Below are 21,250 nucleotides of genomic sequence, written 5' to 3'. Positions count from 1 at the left end.
CACGAGCGGCCGGGGGAGAACCGGCGCCGCGGGGCGCGGCGAGACGAGTGGGATGGAGACGAACAGTGCCGGGAGTGCGCAACCTGACCCAGGTCGAGGCGACCGAGCGGGCCCGCCTGCTCGAGGTGACCGGGTACGACATCAGCCTTGACCTGTCGACCGCGGTGCAGTCCACCGGTCGCACGTTCCGCTCGGTGACCGAGGTCCGGTTCCGCTGTACCGAGCCGGGGGCGACCACATTCATCGAGACAGCCGCCGAATCGGTGCGGTCGGCCACGCTCAACGGCGAGCCGGTGGACCTGTCCGGCTGGTCCGCCGAGAAGGGACTGACGCTCAGCGGCCTGGCCGCCGAGAACGTGCTGGTGGTCGACGCCGACTTCGGCTACTCCAACAGCGGGCAGGGCCTGCACCGCACCGTCGACCCGGTGGACGGCGAGACCTACCTCTACAGCCAGTTCGAGACCGCCGACGCGCAGAAGGTCTACGCCTGCTTCGACCAGCCCGACCTGAAGAGCGTCTACACCTGGCACGCCACCGTCCCGGACCACTGGCGGGTCGTGTCGAACATGCCGGTGCAGCGCGAGGAGGCCGCCGGTGAGGGCCTGAAGACGGTGCACTTCACCGTCTCGGAGCGGATGAGCACCTACATCACCGCGCTGTGCGCCGGCCCGTACCACGAGGTGCGCCGCACCCACGACGGCATCGACATGGGCTACTTCTGCCGGGCCAGCATGGCCCCGCACATGGACGCCGACGACCTGCACCTGATCACCACGCAGGGCTTCGACTTCTTCCAGGAGAAGTTCGGCGTGCGTTACCCGCTGCCCAAGTACGACCAGCTCTGGGTGCCGGACTTCAACGCCGGCGCGATGGAGAACTTCGGCTGCGTCACGCACGCCGAGTCGCACTACATCTTCCGGTCGCAGGTCACCGACTTCGAGTACGAGCAGCGCGCCAACACGATCCTGCACGAGCTGGCGCACATGTGGTTCGGCGACCTGGTCACCATGCGCTGGTGGAACGACCTGTGGCTCAACGAGTCGTTCGCCGAGTGGGCCAGCCACTGGTGCAACACGCACGCCACCCGCTTCACCGACGCGTGGACCACGTTCCTGTCGATCCGCAAGAACTGGGGCTACCGGCAGGACCAGCTCTCCTCCACCCACCCGGTCTACTGCGAGATGCCGGACCTGGAGGCCGTCGAGGTCAACTTCGACGGCATCACATACGCCAAGGGCGCGAGCGTGCTCAAGCAGCTCGTCGCGTACGTGGGCGAGGAGCCGTTCCTGGCCGGCCTGCGCGCCTACTTCGGCAAGTACGCCTGGGGCAACGCCACCTTCGACGACCTGCTGTCCGAGCTGGAGTCGGCCTCCGGCCGGGAGCTGCGCAAGTTCGCCGCCCAGTGGCTGGAGACCGCGCAGGTCAACACGCTGCGCCCGGAGGTGACCATCGGCGCCGACGGCACGTACGAGCGGGTGGTGGTCCGGCAGGAGGCGCCGGCCGCCTACCCGACGCTGCGTACCCACCGCATCGGCGTCGGCCTGTACGACCTGACCGACGGCCGGCTGGTGCGCCGCGAGCTGATCGAGACGGACGTGACCGGCGAGCTGACCGAGCTGTCCGAGCTGCACGGCAAGCCGGCCGCCGACGTGCTGCTGCTCAACGACGAGGACCTCACCTACGCCAAGCTGCGGCTGGACGAGCGGTCGATGGCCTCTGTGGTGCAGCACATCGCCGGCTTCGACTCGTCGCTGGCCCGGGCGCTGTGCTGGACCGCCGCCTGGGACATGACCCGGGACGCCGAGCTGTCGGCCCGCGACTACGTGGCGCTGGTGCTGGCCGGGCTGACCGCCGAGACCGACATCAACCTGGTCACGGCCACGCTGCGGCAGGCGACCACGGCGCTCACCTTCTACGCCGACCCGGAGTGGGCGCCGACCGGCTGGGCCGACCTGTCCCGTACCGCCCGGACCGCGCTCGCGGCGGCCGAGCCGGGCAGCGGCTTCCAGCTCGCCTGGGCCCGCGCGTACGCCTCGTCGGCCCGCTCCGGCGAGGACCTGGCCACGCTGCGCGGCTGGCTGGACGGCAACGGGGTGCCGGAGGGGCTGACCGTCGACACGGAGCTGCGCTGGACGGTGCTCCAGTCGCTCGTCGCCAACGGCGCGGCCGGTGCCGCCGACGTGGACGCGGAACTGGCCGCCGACCGTACCGCCAGCGGCGAGCGGGAGGCCGCGTACGCGCACGCGCTGGTGCCGACCGTCGAGAACAAGGCCGCGGTGTGGGCGCTGCTCACCGGCCCGGACGCGCTGCCCAACTGGCGCAACCGGGCGCTGTTGCAGGGCTTCACCCACCCGGCGCAGGTCGAGCTGACCGCGCCCTACCGGGAGCGGTACTTCGCCACGGTGGACCAGGTGTGGGCGCAGCGCGACAGCGAGCCGGCGCAGGAGTTCGTGCAGCTCGCCTACCCGGCGTACCTGGTCGAGGAGGACACCGTCGCGGCCACCGACGCCTGGCTGGCCCAGGACGGCCGGCCGGCGTCGCTGCGGCGGCTGGTGGCCGAGGGCCGCGACGGCGTGGTCCGCGCGCTGAAGGCCCGGGAGCGGGACGCGCGCAGCGCCTGAGTGAGGCATGCCGGCCGGGGCCGGCGCGGGTGGCAGCCCGTGCCGGCCCCGGCCGCTGTCGTGGGCCCTGCGCCGCCGGCGAACGAGAAAGCCCGGCCCGCGTGTGCGCGGGCCGGGCTTCGTCGTGTGTGCGGGCGGATCAGCCCTTGCCGGCGTGGCTGGCGAGCTGGTCGAGGCCCTGGATGATGCCGCCGGCCAGGTCGCCGCCGCCGAAGGAGGCCACCATGGAGAGCGCGGCCAGCTTGGCGTACGTGTCCGGGATGCGCTTGCGCGCGTACTTGCCGGTGACGATCTCCAGCTGCCGCTGGTTGGGCGACACCGCGATCAGCACCGAGCGGTCCGGGTCGGCGAGCTGGCGGTGCAGCCGCTCGGCGTGCTCCCGGATCGGCTCGTCGAGGCCGCCGACGTAGACCGAGAAGACCAGACCGGTGCCCTGGTCGGCGAGGCGCAGCGCCTCGTCGATGCGGAGCAGCTGACGGGTCGAGAACGGTCCGTCCAGCACGTCGGGCGGGGTGCCCGTCCCCGTCGTGGGCCGCGCTTCACCAACGGTCACTTGCGCCTCCGGTTCCACCGGCCGGCGCCTCCCGGCCGGCCTGCTCCTGCTTGCGGCTGGTCAACGCCGGCGCCTGCGCCCCGGCGGCCAGCGCCGTGCCGGCCGAGTCGGCCAGCTGCTCCGGACGGCCCAGGAACCAGACCGGAGTGAAGTCGAAGGGCCGGCCCGGCCGGTAGCGCTTGGCGCCGCCACCGTTGCCGCGGCTGCCGACGGCCGCCAGGGCGGCGATCAGCAGCACCGCGGCGGCCGGGATGCCGACGAAGACCACCAACGTCTCGGTAACAGACAATCCCAACGCCCCCAGGCGGAAAGAGAGACCAGGAATGGTGCGGGTCGGCCGGTCAGGACCGGTCGCGCCCCACGTCACTTGTGATGTTCACGTTAGCGGAGTCGGCGGCCCGCCAGATTGCGGGGTGCTGATCCCATCCGTCACTCCGGTGCTCCAGTTGCGCGGCAGTGGCGAGCAACGTCGCGTCGTCGCCGTACCGGCCGGTGAGCAGCACCCCGACCGGAAGCCCGTCGGCGGTCCGTCCGACCGGCAGCGAAACGGACGGATCGCCCGTCACGTTGAAGACCGCGCAGTACGGCGAGAAGCGCCGCTGCCGGTCGAAGTCCTCGGCCGGTTCGAGGGCGGCGAACGCGCCCACCGGCGCCTGCGGGGTCGCGAGCGTCGGGCAGAGCAGCAGGTCACAACCGGCGGTCCGGCGTACGCCACGGCGTACCTGCGCCTGCAGTTCGCCGAGCGCGGCCATCAGCCGGGCCGCGCCGAGCGCCTCGCCGCGCTCGCGCAGGAACCGGGTCAACGGCAGCAGGTCGCCCTCGCGCCCGGCCGGGACCGGGGTGACCGCCAGCGCGTACCAGACGGTCTCGAACAGCGGCCACGCCTCGGGGCCGAGCGGCGCGGGGACGTCGACCACCTCGTGGCCGGCGTCGGCGAGCAGCGCGGCGGCCCGGTCGACGGCGGCGACGCAGTCCGGGTGGACCGGTTCGTCGGCGAGCATCGGCGTGGTGAAGCGGCCGACGCGCAGCCGGCCGGGGCCGGTGGCGTGGGCGGCGCGGGTGACGCCGAGGTACCCGCCGGCGGGCGACTCCGGCGGCAGGTACGGCTCGCCGGGCACCGGGCGCGCGAGCACGTCGAGCAGCGCGGCCACGTCGCCGACGGTACGGCCGATCGGCCCGTTCACCGGCAGCCCGAAGCCGCCGAAGCCGAGCGGCCCGCCGGAGACCATGCCCCGGCTGGGCTTGTAGCCGACCAGGCCGCAGAGCGCGGCCGGGATGCGCAGCGAGCCGCCGCCGTCGGAGCCCTGCGCCACCGGCACGAGCCCGGCGGCGACCGCCGCTGCCGCTCCGCCGCTGGACCCGCCCGCGGTGTACGCGAGGTTCCACGGGTTTCGGGCCGGCGGCGCCACCAGCCCTTCGGAGTAGAGCGAGCAGCCGAGTTCGGAGGTGGTGGTCTTGCCGAGGCTGACCAGGCCGGCGTCGGCCAGGAGGCGGACCACGTCGGCGTCGACCGGCGGGACGAAGTCGGCGAAGGCGGCCGAGCCGAAGGTGGTGCGTACCCCGGCGGTGAGCGTGAGGTCCTTGATCGCGGTCGGCACCCCGTGCAACGGACCGCGTTCCTCGGCCCCGAGCGCGTCGGCGGCACGGGCGGCGGCAAGGGCCCGGTCGGCGGTGACGGTGACGAACGCGCCGACGGTGTCGCCGAGCGCCTCGACCCGGCGCAGGTGGTGCTCGACCAGTTCCAGGCTGGACAGCTCGCCCCGGCGGATCGCGGCGGCCTGTTCCAGCGCGGTCAGGTCGTGCGGCTCGGCCATGCCGTCCATCCTGCCGGTCCGGCGGCCGGGAGGCCCGGCGACACGTCCGGCGGGCGGCCGCCTTCAGCGGCCGAGGAACCGCAGCGCGTTGCCGCCGAGCAGCGCGTCCCGCTGCGCGTCGGTGAGGAAGTCCGCCCGGTGCACCACCTGGCCGACCGGCCGCTCCCCCAGCGGGTACGGGTAGTCGCTGCCGAGCAGCACCCGCTCGGCGCCCATGGTGTCCACGAGCAGCCGCAGCGCGGCCGGTTCGAAGACCACCGAGTCGACGTGGAACCGGTCGACGTAGGAGCTGGGCGGTGCGCTGGACGCGCCGCGTACCAGGTCGCCGCGACGGTGCCAGGCGTTGTCGGCGCGGCCCAGCCAGAACGGGAAGCTGCCGCCACCGTGCGCGAAGCAGATCCGCAGCGTGTCCGGCACCCGGTCGAACACGCCGCCGAGGATCAGCGAGAGCACCGACAGGTGCGTCTCGGCCGGCATCCCGGTCAGCCAGCGCGCCATCCACCGGTCCAGCCGGGGCCCGCCGGGCATGTCCCACGGGTGCACGAACACCGGCGCGCCGACCTCGGCGCAGTGGGTCAGGAACTGCACGATGCCCTCGTCGTCCAGATCCCGGTCACCGACGTGGTTACCGATCTCCACGCCGGCGTGCCCCGCCGACAGGCAGCGGTCCAGCTCGGCGCAGGCCGCGTCCGGGTCCTGCAACGGCACCTGGCAGAACGGCACCAGCCGGCCGCCGCCCGCGGCGGTGACCTCCAGCGTGAGGTCGTTGAAGATCCGGGCCACCTTGACCGCCTGGTCGGCCGGGCGGTCGTAGCTGAAGAACACCGGAGTGGGCGAGACGACCTGCACGTCCACGCCGTCGGCGTCCATGTCGGCCAGCCGGGTCGACGCGTCCCAGCACTGCGCGCCGATCGGGCGGAACTCCGTCTCCCCCACCATGATCATGGCGGCGCGCTCGGAGTCCACCCGCAGCCAGGGCCAGCCGGACCCGCCGCACGCCGCGGCGAGGTCCGGCCACCCCTTCGGTACGACGTGCGTGTGCACGTCCACGACCGGCACGCGTCAGCCCTTGCCCGGGTGCAGCGCGCCGCAGTTGTCGCAGGTGCGGGCCTTCTCGTCGGCGTAGAACGCGGCGAAGACCGGGGGCAGGTCGGCGGCGATGTCGCGGACCTGCAACTCCACCTCGTGCACCTTGTGGTGGCACTCGCCGCAGTACCACTGGAACTTCTCCAGCGTGCCCTCCTCGCGGACCCGCTCGATCACCATGCCGATCGAGCCGGCCTCGGGGCGCTGCGGCGAGTGCGGGGTGTTCCGCGGCAGCATCCACATCTGCCCCTCGCGCACGTGCACCGTACGCGGCCCCTCGGGCAGCATCAGGTTGATGTGCATGTTGCCCTTGACCTGGTAGAAGAACTCCTCGTACGGGTCGACGTGGAAGTCCGTGCGCTGGTTCGGGCCACCCACCACCATGACGATGAAGTCGTCGCTGCCGGGCAGCATCTCCTTGTTGCCCACCGGGGGCTTGAGCAGGTGCTGGTTCTCGCCGATCCAGCCGGAGAAGCTGAACGGCTCGGCGATCTCACTCATGGGAACCTCCCGACGGAAGTAGGGCGACGGCCTGCATCTCGATCAGCAGATGCGGGTGCGGAAGCTGGTGTACGGCCACCGTGGTCCGGGTCGGCCCGGTGGCGTCGAAGAACTCGGCCCACACCTCGTTGTAGCCGCCGAAGTCGTTCATGTTGACCAGGTAGCTGGTGACCTGCACCAGGTCGGTCAGGTCGGCGCCGACCGTGCGCAGCAGGTCCCGGATGTTCTCGATCACGGCCCGGGTCTGCTCCCGGATGTCCAGGTCGGTGGTGCCGAACTCGTCCACCGCGACGCCGGCGAACGTGTTGTCCGGCCGGCGCGACGACGTACCGGAGACGTAGACGAACCCGCCGGCCACCTTGACGTGCGGGAACGCGCCGCGCGGCACGGCCTTCCCGGCCACCACCCGGGCCGTCATGGCAGGGCCTTCATCGAGGCGGAACCCAGCTTCTCCACAGTGGCGCGCACGTGCGCACCGGGGCGCAGCGGCACCGCCGCCGTGGCCGCGCCGGCCAGGAACACCCAGCCCTTGCGCAGCCGTACGCCGTGCCGGCCGGCCAGTCGCAGCCCCTCGTCCAGCGCGCGGCGCGGGTCGCCGAGGATGGCGGCGGTCGAGCCGACCTGCGCCACCCGCCCGTCGATCTCCAGCAGCACGCCGAGGTTGTCCAGCCCGTCCGGCACCGGCGACCACGGCCCGACCACGAACGCGGCGGCCGAGGTGTTGTCGGCGATCACGTCCGGCAGCGAGAAGGTGAAGTTCGCGTACCGGGAGTCGATCAGCTCGATCGCCGGTGCGACCGCACGCACCGCACGGGTGAACGAGCCGACCGGTTCGCCCGGGTCGGGCAGCCGGTCCAGCAGGAACGCCACCTCCGGCTCGACCCGGGGGTGGATGAAGTCGCCGACGTCGACACCGCCGCCGTCGGGCACCCGCATCACGTCGGTCAGCCGGCCCCAGATCACCTCGTCCACGCCGACCTGCGCCATCTTGGCCTTGCTGGTCAGCCCCATCTTCAGGCCGACCAGCCGCTCACCCCGGTCGAGGCGGCGCTTGACCAGCGCGGTCTGCACCGCGTACGCGGCGTCGACGTCGAGGCCGGTCTCGGCGGCGAGCTGCGGGATCGCGGTGGCGTCGTCGGCCGCCGCACCCAGCTTCTCCGCGATGCCGGCGATGTCCGGCCCGATCATGAGTTACTCCCCTTAGCCGCCAGGTCCAGTGCCACGTCCACGATCATGTCCTCCTGGCCGCCGACCATCCGGCGGCGGCCCAGCTCGACCAGGATCGAGCGGACGTCCACGCCGTACTTGGCCGAGGCCCGCTCGGCGTGCCGCAGGAAGCTGGAGTAGACGCCCGCGTACCCCAGGGAGAGCGTCTCCCGGTCGACCTGGACCGGCCGGTCCTGCAACGGGCGGACCAGGTCGTCGGCGGCGTCCATCAGCGCGAACACGTCGCAGCCGTGCTTCCAGCCGTGCAGCTCGGCGACCGCGACGAAGACCTCCAGCGGCGCGTTGCCCGCACCGGCGCCCATGCCGGCGAGCGACGCGTCCACCCGGACGGTCCGCCCGGACGGCGAACCGAGCGGGCCGTCGCCGAGGATCCGGCCGTGCTCGACCGCCAGCACGCTGTTCGCCACGCCCAGGGACAGGTTGTGGTGCGCGTGGATGCCGATCTGCGTCTCGGGTTCCAGCACCTGCCGGTACGCGTCGACGCGCTGCGCCACGTCCGACATCAGCAGCCGCCCGCCGGAGTCGGTGACGTAGACGCAGTGCGCGCCGTACGACTCCATCAGCTTGGCCTGCGCGGCCAGCCCGGCCGGGTCGTTGAGGTGCGACATCATCAGGAACCCGGAGACGTCCATGTCGTTCTCCCGGGCCCAGGCGATGTGCTGGGCGGAGATGTCCGCCTCGGTGCAGTGCGTGGCGATCCGGACGCTCGTCACGCCGAGCGCCTTCGCCGCCTTCAGGTCGGCGATGGTGCCGATGCCCGGCAGCAGCAGCGTGGTGAGCCGCGCGGTGGTCAGCACCTCGGCGGCGGCGGCGATCCAGTCCGCGTCGGCGGCGGCGCCGTGCCCGTAGTTGACGCTGGAACCGGCCAGGCCGTCGCCGTGCGCCACCTCGACCGCCGCCACACCGGCCGCGTCGAGCGCGGCGGCGATGGTACGCACCTGGTCGACCGTGTACCGGTGGGCGATGGCGTGCATGCCGTCGCGCAGCGTCACGTCCTGGATGTAGAGGTCGGTCATCGCGCACTCACCTCCCGCAGCGCCACCAGCCGCTCGGCGGTACGCAGCGCGGCCGACGTCATGATGTCGAGGTTCCCGGCGTACGCGGGCAGGTAGTGCCCGGCGCCGGAGACCTCCAGGAACACCGACACCTGAAGGCCGGTGAAGTGCCGGCCCAGCACCGGCGCGTACGTGTCGACGGCGTCGAACTGCACGTCCTGCTTGAGCCGGTACCCGGGCACGTACTCCTGCACGGCCTTCACCATGTCGGCCACCGAGGCGGCGATCGCGCCCCGGTCGGCGTCGGCGTCCGGGCACAGGCAGTAGACCGTGTCGCGCATCAGCAGCGGCGGGTCGGCCGGGTTCAGCACGATGATGGCCTTACCGCGCTCGGCGCCGCCGACCACCTCGATGGCGCGGGCGGTCGTCTCGGTGAACTCGTCGATGTTGGCCCGGGTGCCCGGACCGGCGGACTTCGACGCGATCGAGGCGACGATCTCCCCGTACGCGACGGGGGTGACCCGGCCGACCGCGTGCACGATCGGCACCGTGGCCTGCCCGCCGCAGGTCACCATGTTGACGTTCGGTTCGCCCAGGTGCTCGTCGAGGTTCACCGGCGGTACCACGTACGGGCCGATCGCGGCCGGCGTCAGGTCGACGACGGTGCGGCCGTGTGCCCGCAGCACCTCGTCGTGCCGCTTGTGCGCGCCGGCCGAGGTGGCGTCGAAGACGAGCTGGACGTCCGCGAACTCGGGCAGCGCGACCAGGCCGTCGACGCCCTCGGCGGTGGTGGTCACGCCGAGCCGGCGGGCCCGGGCCAGACCGTCCGAGGCCGGGTCGATGCCGGCCATCGCCACCATGCGCAGGCTCTCACTGAGCCGCAGCACCTTGATCATCAGGTCGGTGCCGATGTTGCCCGACCCGAGCACCGCCACTCCGACGCTCATGCTGTGCCGCCTTTCGTTCGCGACTGCGGGGCTCGCAAAACCGGCTCACTCCTCGCGCTCACGGGTCTCCTCCGAGGAGAAGCAGGTACGCACCGAGCCGAGCCCGGAGATGCGCGCCTCGTACGCGGCGCCGGGCGTGACCGGCACCATCGGGCCGAGCGCGCCGGAGAGCACCACGTCGCCGGCCCGCAGCGGGTCACCGGCGCGGGCCATCGTGCCGGCCAGCCACTGCAACGCGTGCAGCGGATTGCCGAGGCAGGCCGCGCCCGCGCCGACCGAGACCGGCTCACCGGCGTGCTCCAGCACCATGCCGCACAGCCGCAGGTCCACGTCGGCGAGCCGCCGGGGCGCGGTGCCGAGCACGAACAACCCGCTGGAGGCGTTGTCCGCCACCGTGTCCACGATGGAGATGTCCCAGTCCGCGATCCGCGAGTCGACGATCTCGATGGCCGGCAGCACGTGGTCCACCGCCCGGATCAGGTCGACAGTGGTGACCCGCTCGTCCGGCAGGTCCGCGCCGAGCACGAAGGCGATCTCCGCCTCCACCCGCGGCTGGAGCAGCCGGTCGATCGGCACCTCGACACCGTCGCCGACGGCCATGTCGTCGAAGAGCACCCCGAAGTCGGGCTGGAAGACGCCGAAGCTCTCCTGCACGGTCCGCGACGTCAGGCCGATCTTCGCGCCGACGCGGCGGTGCCCCTTGCCCAGCCGTTGCCGGGTGTAGACCTGCTGCACCTGGTACGCGGCCTCGATGTCGCCCTCGGGCAGCAGCCGGCCGCGTAGCGGCGGGCAGGGCTTCCCGTCCTGCCGGGCCACTGCCAGTTCCCGGTTGGCGGCCTCGATGTCCACGGTCATGGCGGCTCCTCGCTTACGTCGCTGGGGATTCCGGCCATTCTGCCCACCACGCGCACTCATGTGAGGTCCACGCAGACGTTGGTCAGCTCGGAGTAGAAGTCGAGCGAGTGCACGCCGCCCTCGCGGCCCACTCCCGACGCCTTCACCCCGCCGAACGGGGTGCGCAGGTCGCGCAGGAACCAGGTGTTCACCCAGACGATGCCCGCGTCGAGCCGGGCGCCGGCCCGGTGCGCCCGGCCCACGTCCCGCGTCCACACCGTCGCCGCCAGGCCGTAGGCGGTGCCGTTCGCCAGCGCGTACGCCTCGTCCTCGTCGTCGAACGGCGCGACGTGCACCACCGGGCCGAAGATCTCCTCCTGGTTGGTGCGGGCGTCCGCCCCCAGGCCGGTGAGCACAGTCGGCTGCACGTACGCCCCGCCGTCACGGCCGTCGCCGAAGCGCGGCGTGCCGCCTCCCGCGCGGACCTCGGCGCCCTCGGTGCGGGCCAGCGCGTAGTGGCCGAGCACCTTGTCCCGGTGCCCGTGCGAGATGAGCGGCATGTTCGCCGTCGCCTCGTCGTCCGGCCAGCCGTACGCCAGCTCGCCGGCCCGCTCGGCCAGCCGTGCGGTGAACTCCTCGAACACCGGCCGCTGCACGTAGATGCGCTCGGTGCACAGGCACACCTGGCCGCCGTTGGTGAAGCTGGACCGCACCGAACCGGCGACCGCCGCGTCCAGGTCGGCGTCGGCGAACACCAGGCCGGCGTTCTTGCCGCCCAGCTCGAAGCTGACCGCCTTCACCCCGTCTGCGGCGGCGCGCATGATCGCGCTGCCGGTCGCCGACTCGCCGGTGAACGTGATCGCGTCCACGCCCGGGTGCCGGGTCAGGTGCTCGCCAGCCGAGCCCGGGCCGAAGCCGTGCACCAGGTTGAACACGCCCTCAGGCACGCCCGCCGCGGCCATCACCTCGGCCAGCAGCGTGGCGGAGGCGGGAGTCTCCTCGCTGGGCTTGACCACGACGGCGTTGCCGCAGGCCAGGGCCGGGGCGACCTTCCAGGTGAGCAGCAGCAGCGGCAGGTTCCACGGCACGATGACAGCGACCACGCCGACCGGCTTGCGGACCGCGTAGTTCAGCGCCCGGCCCCCGGCCGGGGTGACTGTGGTGAACGACTCGGTGGGCGCGGTGGCCACGATCTCGGCGAACGCCCGGAAGTTGGCCGCGCCGCGCGGGATGTCGAGCGTCCGGGCCTGCGAGATGGCCTTGCCGGTGTCCGCGACCTCGGCGGCGACCAGGTCGTCGAAGCGCCGCTCCAGCTCGTCGGCGACCCGGCGCAGCACCTCGGCGCGTTCCCGCTCCCCCATCCGGCCCCACGGGCCGCGCAGCGCCGCCCGGGCCGCCGCGACCGCGTCGTCCACAGTCGACTGCGACGCCTCGACCACCTCGAACACCGGCTCGCCGGTGACCGGGCTGCGCTTGGTGAACCGGGAACCGGCGTCGACGAACTCGCCGCCGACGAAGTTGCGGAGCAGGCCGGGGCCGTCCGGCGCGTGCCCGGACATCAGCCGGGGATCCCAGAGCGTCATCGCCGCCGCCCCAGCGCCGCGCGGACACCACCGGCCAGCAGCGCGACCGCGCCGGCCGCGACCGCGCCGACCACCGCGTACTGCGCGCGCACCCGGCGGCGCACCTGCGCGTACGGGGTGGTGGAGAAGGAGACCAACTCGTACTGGGAGACGTAGCGGCCGGGCAGCGCCCGTTCCAGCGCGTGCTCGACCTGCTTGCGGGTGCGGAACACCGGCGAGGCGACCTTGTCCCGCATCTCCACGAAGTTCGCCAGCGCCATCCGGGCGATCGCCTCGGCGTTGTCCTGGCGGCGGTGCTGGAACAGCGGCAGCGCGGCGGCCCACTCGTCGTCGCACTCGTCGAGGCAGCGGTCCAGCTCGACCACGTCCTCGAACGCGCAGTTCGCGCCCTGGCCGTAGAACGGCACGATGGCGTGCGCGGCGTCGCCGATCAGGCCGACCTTGCCGGCCACCTGCCACGGGGTACAGCGCACCGTGCCGAGCACACCGACCGGGTTGTGCTGGTAGTCGTCGACCAGGTTCGGCGCCAGCGGGACCAGGTCCGGGTAGTGCGTGGCGAAGAACTGCTCGATCGCCGCCGGGCTGCTGAGCGAGGCGAAGCTGCGGGTGCCGTGGGTGGGCCAGAACAGCGTGCAGGTGAAGGAGCGGTCCGGGTTCGGCAGCGCGATCATCATCGAGGTGCCGCGCGGCCAGATGTGCAGCGCGCCCGGGTCGAGCGCGAACTCCCCGCCCAGCGGCGGGATGGTCAGCTCCTTGTAGCCGTAGTCGAGGAAGTCCAGGCTCTCGGTCACGCCGCCGTACGCGAGCAGTTGCCCGCGCACCGCGGAGCCGGCGCCGTCGGCGCCGAGGACGACCGAGGCGGTGGCGGTGACCTTGCCCTGCGGCGTCTCGAACGTCATCTCGCCGCCGAGCGGGTCGAGCCCGACCAGCCGGTGGTCGAACGCGACGCGCACGTTCGGCAGCGCGGCGGCGGCGTCGAGCAGCGCGTTGTTCAGCGCGCCCCGGCTGATCGAGTTGATCGCCCGGTCCCCGGAGCCGCTGTACGACTGGAACTCCGGCTCGCCCTCGACCGGGTGGATCATGCGGCCGCGCATCGGCAGCGCGTCCGCCATCACCTCCTCCTCCAGGCCGATGCGGCGAAGCGCGTCCAGGCCGCGCTCGGACAGCGCCAGGTTGATCGACCGGCCCCGCTCGACGGTGCCGGTACGCGGGTCGGGCCGCCGCTCGTAGAGGGCCACCGGGTAGCCGCGGCGGGCCAGGTAGCAGGCCAGCAGGCAGCCGGCCAGCCCGGCGCCGACCACAGCGATCTCGTCGCGCTCCGTCACGATCCCTCCTTGTCGAACGTCGCCGCCAGCGCCTCGGCGACCCGCCAGCAGTCGTGGTACGTGGAGTACAGCGGCACCGGCGCGAACCGGACGATGTCCGGCTCCCGGGCGTCGGCGACCACGCCGTGCTCGTGCCGCAGCCGCTTGGTCAGCTCGTTCGCGCTGCCCACCCAGCCGCCTTCCGTTCGCGACTGCGGGGCTCGCAGACCCGGCTCACTCCTCGCGCTCACGCCGATGCGCACGGAGAGCTGACAACCGCGGCGGGCCGGGTCACGCGGGGTGACCACCGTCAGCGGGCGGCCGGGCGTCACCTCGTCGAGCAGCTGCTCCAGCCAGGCGGTGAGCCGCAGGCTGCGTTCGCGCAGCGCCGGCATGCCGACCGAGTCGAACAGCTCCAGCGAGGTACGCACCGGGCCCATCGCGAAGATCGGCGGGTTGGAGATCTGCCACGCCTCCACGGTGGCCGGCGGCCGGGACACCGGCGTCATCTCGAACCGGGTCGCCGCCTCGGTGCTCCACCAGCCCTCGAAGCGCGGGATCGACGGGTCGCCGAGGTGCCGCTCGTGGACGAAGACGCCGCCCAGCGCCCCCGGGCCGGAGTTGAGGTACTTGTACGAGCACCAGGCGGCGAAGTCGACGTCCCAGTCGTGCAACGACAGCGGCACGTTGCCGGCGGCGTGCGCCAGGTCCCAGCCGACCACGGCGCCCGCGGCCCGCCCGGCGGCGGTGATGGCCGGGATGTCCATCAGCTCGCCGGTCAGGTAGTTCACGCCGCCGAGCATCAGCAGCGCCACCGTGTGGCCCTCGCGGGCCAGGAAGTCCAGCACGTCCTCGGTGCCGAGGGTGTCGGAGCCGGGGCGCGGCTTGAGGCGCACCACAGTGGTGTCCGGGTCCAGGCCGTGGAAGCGGGCCTGGCTGCGCACGGCGTAGCTGTCCGAGGGGAACGCGCTGTCCTCGATGACGATGCGGGTGCGCTCGCCGGCGGGCCGGTAGAAGCTGACCATCAGCAGGTGCAGGTTGACCGTGAGGGAGTTCATCACCACGGTCTCCGCGGGCAGCGCGCCGACCAGGCGGGCGGCCGGTGCGGTCAGCAGCTCGTGGTACGGCAGCCAGGGCCGCTCCGACTCCAGGTGCCCCTCGACGCCCAGGCGGCTCCAGGCGTCCAGGTCGGCGAGGAGTTCGTCGCGGGTGGCCCGGGGCTGGAGGCCGAGCGAGTTGCCCGCCAGGTACGCCGTGTCGGGGTGGCGGCCGCCGTCGGCGGGTGGGATGTGGAACAGGTGCCGGTGGCCGGGGTCGGCGGCGTCGCGGCGGAGGGCTTCGTTCTCGGGGGTGTGCATGCTGTTCTCTCTCGTCACATCGCGGTGCGGGCCGACCACAGCTCCGGGAAGACCACCCGGGCCATGCTGCGCTGCAACCATGCCAGTCCGGCGGAACCGCCGCTGCCGACCTTGGCGCCCATCGTGCGCTGGACGGCCTTGACGTGGTTCCAGCGCCAGTCGCCGAACTCCTCGGCGATCTCGGTGAGCGCGTCGCCGAGCAGGCGCAGGTGGTTGTCCGGCCCGTTGTCGCCGTAGATCCGGACCCACGCCGCCTCGATCGCCGGGTGTCCCTCGTGCTCGGCGTTCACGTCCCGGGACAGCAGCTCGTCCGGCACGTCGAAGCCCTTGCGGGCCAGCAGCGCCACCACCTCGTCCCAGAGGCTCGGCGTGGCGAGCGCGGCGGTCAGCTCGTCGTACACCTCGGTCTGCCGGCGGAACGGGCGGATCAGCGCCCGGTCGCGCAGGCCGAGCAGGAACTCCAGCTGGCGGTACATGGCGGACTGGAAGCCGGAGCCCTCGCCGAGCCGGTCGCGGAAGCGGTTGAAGTCGGCCGGGCTCATCCAGCGCAGGCCGTGCCACGCGGCGTTGAGGCCCTCCAGGTGCAGGGCGGCCCGGCGCAGCGGGGGCAGCGCCTCCCAGATCCGGTCCTCGCGCAGCTCACGCTTGGCGTGCCGCAGCTCGTGGCAGGTCAGGCCGAAGTACAGCTCCATGATCTGGCTGACCATCAGGAAGGACATCTCGCCCGGGTCGTCGCTGAGCGGCTCCTGGAGCCGGTGCAGCGTGCTGGCCCGCACGTACGCGTCGTACGGCACGCGGTCGGCGAACTCCAGCGTCGGCTCGCCGCCGTTGCGTGCCGCCCGAGCCGCCCGTTCCTGGGGGGTTACCGGGCGCACCGCCGTCGTCTGTTCCACAGTCATTCTCCGTCCGTGCGCGGGGTAGACGTCATGATCCCGCTGGTGGGCGGCCGAATGGAATGCCTGTTCAACGGCGGTATGGTGGTCTCACTTCGCGAACCGAAACCATCTCGCGTCGCCGTCTTTACGGAAGGAAGGTCCGCGCGTGGACGACATGGACTGGGCGCTGCTGCGCGAGCTCCAGGCCGACGCCCGGCTCTCGTACAGCGAGTTGTCCCGCCGGGTCCACCTGTCGCCGCCCGCTGTCGCCGAGCGGGTACGGCGGCTGGAGGAATCCGGTGTGATCACCGGCTACCACGCCCACGTCGACCTCACCCGGGCCGGGCGCACGGTGCTCGCGCTGATCCGGATGTCCTGCTACGGCGCGCGCTGCATCCTCAACGACCCCGACGTCGCGGGCTGGCCGGAGATCATGGAGATCCACCGGATCACCGGGGACGCGTGCAGCATGCTCAAGGTCGCCGCCACCAACATGGGCGAGTTCGAGGAGGTCATCGACCGTCTCGCGCCGTACGGGCAGCCGTCCAGCACGATGGTGCTCTCCACCCCGCTGGCCTGGCACCCCGTGGTCAAGGCGCCTCGTTAGCTTCCCCTGCCCTCCGGGAAAGCAGGCGCCGCTGCCCGTCAGTGGTCCGGCGCACCGTCGCGCCGGGAGGGGGGAACCATGCGAGGGCTCCTGTCACATCGTGCGTTGTCGTCCGTGTTGGGCCTGCTCGGCCTGGTCGCGGCGTTCGTCCTGACCACCGCGCCACCGGCCCGGGCCGGGGAGAGCGTGTTCATCGAGGTGACGCCGAACAGCGTCCAGGCCGGTTCCCGGGTGAACCTGCGCGCCGGGTGCGACAACAGCAACAACCGCCAGGCGCAGGTCACCTCCGACGCCTTCGGGCGGGTGACGCTGCGGCCGGACAACGGCTTCCTCAGCGGCTCGGTCACCGTGCCCGGCAACAAGGCGCCGGGCGACTACCCGGTGAACCTGGACTGCTCCAACGGCAACACCGCCTCGACCATGCTCACCGTGCTCAACATGGCGCAGCCGAGCAAGGGACCGGCGACCGGCGGCGGTGGCACCGCGGGTAGCCGGGGCACCGGCTCGCTGCTGCTGGTCGGTGGCCTGGTCGCGGTGGCAGTGGTCGCCGGTGTGAGCGCCCGCCGTAAGTCCGGCGGCCGCGTCTGACGAGAGGTGCCGCAATGGCCCGCTCATCGCGCCGCCGGGACCGTACCGGCCCGGCGGCGGACCGCAGACGCCGCGCCGCCGCCCGTCCCGGCCGCCGGTCGCCGCAGCGCGCCGGCCGGCTCCGGGCCGCGCTGCGGCTGACCGCCGGGGCCGCGCGCCGGTTCGCCCACGTCGCCGGGCACGCGTTCTCGGCCAGCGTCGCCACCGCCGACCCGCAGTCCCGGCCGGTCCCGGCCCGCGCCGCCAGGACCACCACCCGCCGGTACGCCCCGAGCCGCAACCCGGGTGTCCCGGTGCTCGTGGTGGCGAGCGTGATGGCGCTGATCGTGGCCATGCTCGGCGTGGAACGGGTGACCGGCGTCAGCGTGCTGCCGGACCGGATCGTCGCCGGCCTGCGCCCGCCGCCGAAGAAGTTCCCGGTGCTGCCGGCCAGTCCACCGACCGGCCTGAGCATCGGCAAGCTCGACCTGCGTGCGCCGGTGCACCGGGTGGGCATCGCGCCGGACGGCAGCATCGCCGTGCCGGACGTGGAGCGGGCCGGCGAGGTCGGCTGGTACGACCAGGGCCCCACCCCCGGCCAGTACGGACCGGCCGTGCTCGTCGGGCACGTCGACACCACCACCGGTCCGGCCGTCTTCCACGGGCTGCGGGAGCTGGACGACGGCGACCGGATCGAGGTGACGCGGGAGGACCGCTCGGTGGCGGTGTTCGAGGTGACGTCGATCGAGCGGTACGGCAAGGAGAAGCTGCCGGTGGAGGACGTCTACGGCGACTTCAGCCGGCCCAACCTGCGGCTGATCACCTGCGGCGGGCGCTGGGTTGGGGGCGAGACCGGGTACGCGGACAACCTGGTCGTCTACGCCTCGCTGGTCAAGGCGCGCTGAGCGGGCCGGTCAGGCCGCCTCGGGCTCGGGCTCGCGCAGGTCGAGCCAGTCCGCCCAGCGCGGGTCGGGGGCGCGGTGCCCGAGCACCCGCCAGGCGGCTCCTTTGGGCGCGGCCGGCAGGTGGTGCAGCCGCCAGCCCAGCTCGGCGGGCGTCTTGTCGCCTTTGGTGTGGTTGCACCGCGCGCACGCGGCGACCACGTTCTCCCAGGCGTGCCGACCGCCCCGGCTGCGTGGGAAGACGTGGTCGATGGTCTCGGCGGGCCCCCGGCAGTACGCGCACCGCCACCCGTCGCGGGCGAACACGGCCCGCCGGGACAGCCCGACGTGGGTGCGGTACGGCACCCGGACGTAGCGGGTCAGGCGTACCACCGAGGGCACCGGTAACGCGTTGCGCGCGCTGTGCAGGATGCCCTCGCCGTCGGCGACGCAGACCGCCTTGGCGGACAGGACGAGGATCGCGGCACGACGCACCGACACGACGCACAGGGGCTCGTAGGTGGCGTTGAGAACGAGTGCACCGGAGCCCGCCGTGGGTCGTATGTCAGGCATCGCGCTCACCCTCCCGGTCCAGTCGCTCCCGCCTCGTCTGCGCCGGAACCGCCCCGCGGACAGCGCGGAACGGCTCCGACGCCGGCCGGATCACCGACGTCCGTTGCGCCAATAGTCCCTGATCGCGCCCCGGATTGCACGTACTAATCCGGGCTACCCCCTCCGGTAGCGACACTTCACCGAGGTGGCGGTGTCCGCCGCTCGTCACCGGTGCGGTACGAAAGCAGGGTGAACGTCTCCGACCTGATCTCCGCCCTGCTGTCGGCCTTCTCCGACCGGCGCCCGGACTGCCAGGGCAGCAGTTCCTGCGAGTTCCTGTACCGGCTCACCGGCTCCGCCTGGTTCGCCGAGAGCAGCTACTGGATCCTGCTGAAGCCGCTACGGGTCGCGTTGATCCTGTTGATCGCGGTGGCCGCCCGGTGGGCGCTGCACCGGACCATCAACCGGCTGGTCCGGACCACCACCCAGGGCGCGGTGCCGACCATGCTCCGCCCGCTGCGGGAACGCATCCCCAGCGCCACGCTCGACCCGGACCAGTTCGTGCCGGAGCGGCGGCGGCAGCGGGCCGAGGCGATCGGGTCGGTGCTGCGCAGCATGGTCACCGCGTTCGTCTTCGGCATCGCGCTGCTGATGGTGCTCAAGGAGTTCAGCTTCGACCTGGCCCCGCTGCTGGCCAGCGCGGGCATCGCCGGCGTGGCGCTCGGCTTCGGCGCGCAGAGCCTGGTGAAGGACCTGATCGCCGGCCTGTTCATGTTGATAGAGGACCAGTACGGCGTCGGCGACACCGTCGACCTGGGCGAGGCCACCGGCGTGGTCGAGGCGGTGGGGCTGCGGGTCACCACGGTCCGGGACGGCCGCGGCGTGCTCTGGTACATCCGCAACGGCGAGATCGTCCGGGTCGGGAACAAGAGCCAGGGCTGGGCGCTGGTCGTGGTCGACCTGCCGATCGGTTTCGCCGGCACCGAGGAGGCCACCGCCGTGCTGCGTACCGCGGCGGCGTCGGTGGCGCTGGACCCGGAGCTGGCGCCGAGCATCGTGGAGCAGCCGGAGGTCCTGGGCGTCGAGCAGATGACAGTCGACGGCGCGGTGATCCGTACCGTCGTCAAGACCACGGCGGACGGGCAGTTCGCGGTCGGGCGCGAGCTGCGCCGGCGCCTCGCGGAGGCGTTGGAGAACTCGGGGATCGTCGCGCAGATCGCGGCCGCCCGGCTGTTCCCCGGCCTGCCGGTCCAGCCGCCGGCGCCGCCCGCCGCCGAGGGTACGGGCACCGGCGGACCCACCTGAGCCGCCGGACGAGCCGGGCTATTTTCCGGGGTTCCGCACCGCGCGGCCCCTCGGGTATCGTCCGTTCGTTCAGTCGGAGATGCGACGATCAATCCGTTCGCCCTAGCCAGTTGTCAGACGATCGGGCAGAATCCGGTGCACACGCTCCACCGGGGGGCGTGCTCGTGTCCTCGCTGATCGATTGATCTGACGACGGTTCCCGGTCGGGCCATCACAAGTGGTCGACCAGGAACGATGGAGGCGACGGTGTCCGACGCGCGACCCGCCCGGGAGGGCCCGGCCACCTTCCGGGACGTCTTCGGTCAGTCGGAGTTCCGCGCCATCTTCGCCGCCAACACCCTGTCCTGGGTGGGTGACTACCTGGCCCGCGCCGCGGTCACAGTGCTCGTGCTGCGCGAGACCGATTCGGTCGCGCTCTCCGCCGCCGCGTTCGCCGCCAGCTACCTTCCGTGGCTGGTCGGCGGACCGCTGCTCTCCGCGCTCGCCGAGCGGCACCACTACCGGCGCGTCATGGTGGTCTGCGACGTCCTCCGGATGGCGCTGATGGCGCTGGTCGCGATGCCCTGGATGCCGACCTGGTCGGTCTTCGCGCTGATCTTCCTGGCCACGCTCGCGAACCCGCCGAGCCAGGCGGCGCGGTCCGCGCTGATGCCGCACATCCTGACCGGGGACCGGCTGGTCGTGGGCCTGTCCGCGTTCACCAGCGCCGGCCAGGCCGCCCAGGTCGTCGGCTACCTGATCGGCGCCACGGTGGCGGCGCTCAACCCGAACACCGCGCTGCTCGTCAACGCGGTGACCTTCGCCGTGTCGGCCGCGATCGTCCGCTTCGGCGTACGCGAGCGGCCACCGGCGATGACCGAGGTGCACCGCAGTCACCTGCTGCGGGAGACCGTCCAGGGTTTCCAGATCGTCTTCGAGCGGCCGGTGCTGCGCGCCATCGCGGTACTGGTGTTCAGCGCGATGCTCTTCTCGATCGTCCCGGAGGGGCTGGCCGCGGGCTGGGCCGCCGACCGGACCGACGGCGGGATGGACGCCGGCACCGCCCAAGGGCTGATCATGGCCGCCGTCCCGGTCGGATACATCCTCGGCGGGCTGACCATCAGCCGGCTCGTCGGCCCGGACCGGCGGCTGACGCTGATGCGACCGTTGATGATCATCGCGCCGGCGACGCTCGTACCCGCGCTGTTCAATCCGCCGCCGGCCGTGGTGGCGCTGCTGGCCGCCGGGTGCGGCTTCGCCGTCGCCGGGCTCGTCCCGGTCGCCAACGGCCTGTTCGTGCAGGCGCTCCCGGACGGCTTCCGGGCCCGGGCGTTCGGCGTCATGGCCAGCGGCACACAGATCATCCAGGGCGCCGCTGTGCTGGCCACGGGCGCGCTCGCCGAGCGCTTCTCGGTCCCGTCGGTGGTCGGCGTGTGGAGCGCCGCCGGGGTGCTGATCATGTCTGTGGCGGCACTCGCCTGGCCCCGGCCGCAGGTGATCCACGACGCCATCGCGACGGCCCGCGCCGAGTCGCCGGCCGGCGGCGGAACCGCGCACGCGCCCGCGCGCGGCCCCGCGTCGGGTGACCGGAACCACGAGCACGGCCGACGCCGGCACGCGGTGACGTGATCCGCGCCGCCCCGCGGGCGGGCGCAGGCGCC

Annotated in this window: 21 protein-coding genes; 6 read left to right on the top strand and 15 right to left on the bottom strand. The window is 72.9% G+C overall.

From position 1 onward, the window contains the following. Positions 1–74 precede the first annotated feature (74 nt). On the top strand, positions 75–2,621 hold the full coding sequence (pepN, locus tag ACN27C_RS15225; protein WP_422751440.1) for an aminopeptidase N: 2,547 nt from the start codon (positions 75–77) through the stop codon (positions 2,619–2,621). 139 nt (positions 2,622–2,760) lie between these two features. On the opposite strand, the gene ACN27C_RS15220 is transcribed toward pepN, so the two are convergent. The 14 genes from ACN27C_RS15220 to ACN27C_RS15155 form a co-directional block, all read right to left on the bottom strand. Further along, positions 2,761–3,174, bottom strand: a complete 414-nt coding sequence (locus ACN27C_RS15220; protein WP_091423148.1) for a DUF5130 family protein — start codon at positions 3,172–3,174, stop codon at positions 2,761–2,763. Continuing rightward, a complete protein-coding gene (locus ACN27C_RS15215; RefSeq protein WP_026268244.1) occupies positions 3,161–3,445 on the bottom strand; it encodes a hypothetical protein in 285 nt (94 codons plus the stop codon). The genes ACN27C_RS15220 and ACN27C_RS15215 overlap by 14 nt, the downstream gene beginning before the upstream one ends. 70 nt (positions 3,446–3,515) lie before the next feature. Continuing rightward, entirely contained in the window at positions 3,516–4,988 is a 1,473-nt protein-coding gene (locus tag ACN27C_RS15210) for an amidase (RefSeq protein ID WP_393158118.1), read from the bottom strand. 63 nt (positions 4,989–5,051) lie between these two features. Continuing rightward, positions 5,052–6,047 carry an amidohydrolase family protein gene (locus ACN27C_RS15205; RefSeq protein WP_422751439.1) on the bottom strand — a complete coding sequence of 332 codons (996 nt, stop codon included), beginning with the start codon at positions 6,045–6,047 and terminating at the stop codon, positions 5,052–5,054. A gap of 3 nt (positions 6,048–6,050) precedes the next feature. Further along, complete coding sequence (locus ACN27C_RS15200) at positions 6,051–6,575, bottom strand: 3-hydroxyanthranilate 3,4-dioxygenase (RefSeq protein ID WP_013288058.1); 525 nt, start codon at positions 6,573–6,575, stop codon at positions 6,051–6,053. Further along, on the bottom strand, positions 6,568–6,993 hold the full coding sequence (locus ACN27C_RS15195) for a RidA family protein (protein WP_120573584.1): 426 nt from the start codon (positions 6,991–6,993) through the stop codon (positions 6,568–6,570). Before ACN27C_RS15195 ends, ACN27C_RS15200 begins: the two co-directional genes overlap by 8 nt. Beyond that, positions 6,990–7,763, bottom strand: a complete 774-nt coding sequence (locus ACN27C_RS15190; RefSeq protein WP_422751438.1) for a 2-keto-4-pentenoate hydratase — start codon at positions 7,761–7,763, stop codon at positions 6,990–6,992. The genes ACN27C_RS15195 and ACN27C_RS15190 overlap by 4 nt, the downstream gene beginning before the upstream one ends. Further along, on the bottom strand, positions 7,760–8,818 hold the full coding sequence (gene dmpG / locus ACN27C_RS15185) for a 4-hydroxy-2-oxovalerate aldolase (protein ID WP_358175140.1): 1,059 nt from the start codon (positions 8,816–8,818) through the stop codon (positions 7,760–7,762). The genes ACN27C_RS15190 and dmpG overlap by 4 nt, the downstream gene beginning before the upstream one ends. Continuing rightward, positions 8,815–9,744, bottom strand: coding sequence for an acetaldehyde dehydrogenase (acetylating) (locus ACN27C_RS15180; protein WP_422751437.1), 930 nt, complete (start codon positions 9,742–9,744; stop codon positions 8,815–8,817). Before ACN27C_RS15180 ends, dmpG begins: the two co-directional genes overlap by 4 nt. A gap of 45 nt (positions 9,745–9,789) precedes the next feature. Next, entirely contained in the window at positions 9,790–10,599 is an 810-nt protein-coding gene (locus ACN27C_RS15175) for a 2-keto-4-pentenoate hydratase (RefSeq protein WP_121683144.1), read from the bottom strand. Between the two features lie 56 nt (positions 10,600–10,655). Then, positions 10,656–12,137 carry a 2-hydroxymuconic semialdehyde dehydrogenase gene (locus tag ACN27C_RS15170; protein ID WP_422751628.1) on the bottom strand — a complete coding sequence of 494 codons (1,482 nt, stop codon included), beginning with the start codon at positions 12,135–12,137 and terminating at the stop codon, positions 10,656–10,658. A gap of 20 nt (positions 12,138–12,157) precedes the next feature. Then, a complete protein-coding gene (locus ACN27C_RS15165) occupies positions 12,158–13,489 on the bottom strand; it encodes an FAD-dependent oxidoreductase (RefSeq protein ID WP_422751627.1) in 1,332 nt (443 codons plus the stop codon). After that, entirely contained in the window at positions 13,483–14,823 is a 1,341-nt protein-coding gene (kynU, locus tag ACN27C_RS15160) for a kynureninase (RefSeq protein ID WP_422751436.1), read from the bottom strand. Before kynU ends, ACN27C_RS15165 begins: the two co-directional genes overlap by 7 nt. 14 nt (positions 14,824–14,837) lie before the next feature. After that, the gene (locus ACN27C_RS15155) at positions 14,838–15,722 is read right to left on the bottom strand and encodes a tryptophan 2,3-dioxygenase family protein (protein WP_135241658.1); all 885 of its coding nucleotides are present in this window, start codon (positions 15,720–15,722) and stop codon (positions 14,838–14,840) included. A gap of 142 nt (positions 15,723–15,864) precedes the next feature. Here ACN27C_RS15155 and ACN27C_RS15150 point away from each other — a divergent pair, with 142 nt between their 5' ends. From ACN27C_RS15150 to ACN27C_RS15140, 3 genes are all read left to right on the top strand, one after another. Further along, complete coding sequence (locus ACN27C_RS15150) at positions 15,865–16,305, top strand: Lrp/AsnC family transcriptional regulator (protein WP_091423095.1); 441 nt, start codon at positions 15,865–15,867, stop codon at positions 16,303–16,305. 78 nt (positions 16,306–16,383) lie between these two features. Further along, complete coding sequence (locus ACN27C_RS15145) at positions 16,384–16,893, top strand: hypothetical protein (RefSeq protein WP_120573575.1); 510 nt, start codon at positions 16,384–16,386, stop codon at positions 16,891–16,893. Between the two features lie 14 nt (positions 16,894–16,907). Beyond that, positions 16,908–17,777, top strand: a complete 870-nt coding sequence (locus tag ACN27C_RS15140) for a class F sortase (protein WP_120573574.1) — start codon at positions 16,908–16,910, stop codon at positions 17,775–17,777. Between the two features lie 9 nt (positions 17,778–17,786). On the opposite strand, the gene ACN27C_RS15135 is transcribed toward ACN27C_RS15140, so the two are convergent. Then, on the bottom strand, positions 17,787–18,326 hold the full coding sequence (locus ACN27C_RS15135) for an HNH endonuclease (RefSeq protein WP_013288071.1): 540 nt from the start codon (positions 18,324–18,326) through the stop codon (positions 17,787–17,789). A 255-nt stretch (positions 18,327–18,581) separates the two neighbouring features. Between ACN27C_RS15135 and ACN27C_RS15130 the strand changes: the two genes are divergently transcribed. Together ACN27C_RS15130 and ACN27C_RS15125 are read left to right on the top strand one after the other, a co-directional pair. Then, complete coding sequence (locus ACN27C_RS15130; protein ID WP_393158245.1) at positions 18,582–19,610, top strand: mechanosensitive ion channel family protein; 1,029 nt, start codon at positions 18,582–18,584, stop codon at positions 19,608–19,610. Between the two features lie 234 nt (positions 19,611–19,844). Next, a complete protein-coding gene (locus ACN27C_RS15125; protein WP_252450197.1) occupies positions 19,845–21,218 on the top strand; it encodes an MFS transporter in 1,374 nt (457 codons plus the stop codon). Positions 21,219–21,250 lie beyond the last annotated feature (32 nt).

Source organism: Micromonospora sp. WMMD1219 (assembly GCF_049315215.1).
Lineage (GTDB): Bacteria > Actinomycetota > Actinomycetes > Mycobacteriales > Micromonosporaceae > Micromonospora > Micromonospora tulbaghiae.
The sequence above is the reverse complement of the archived record's forward strand: the minus strand, read 5'-3'. Positions and strand labels throughout refer to the sequence as shown.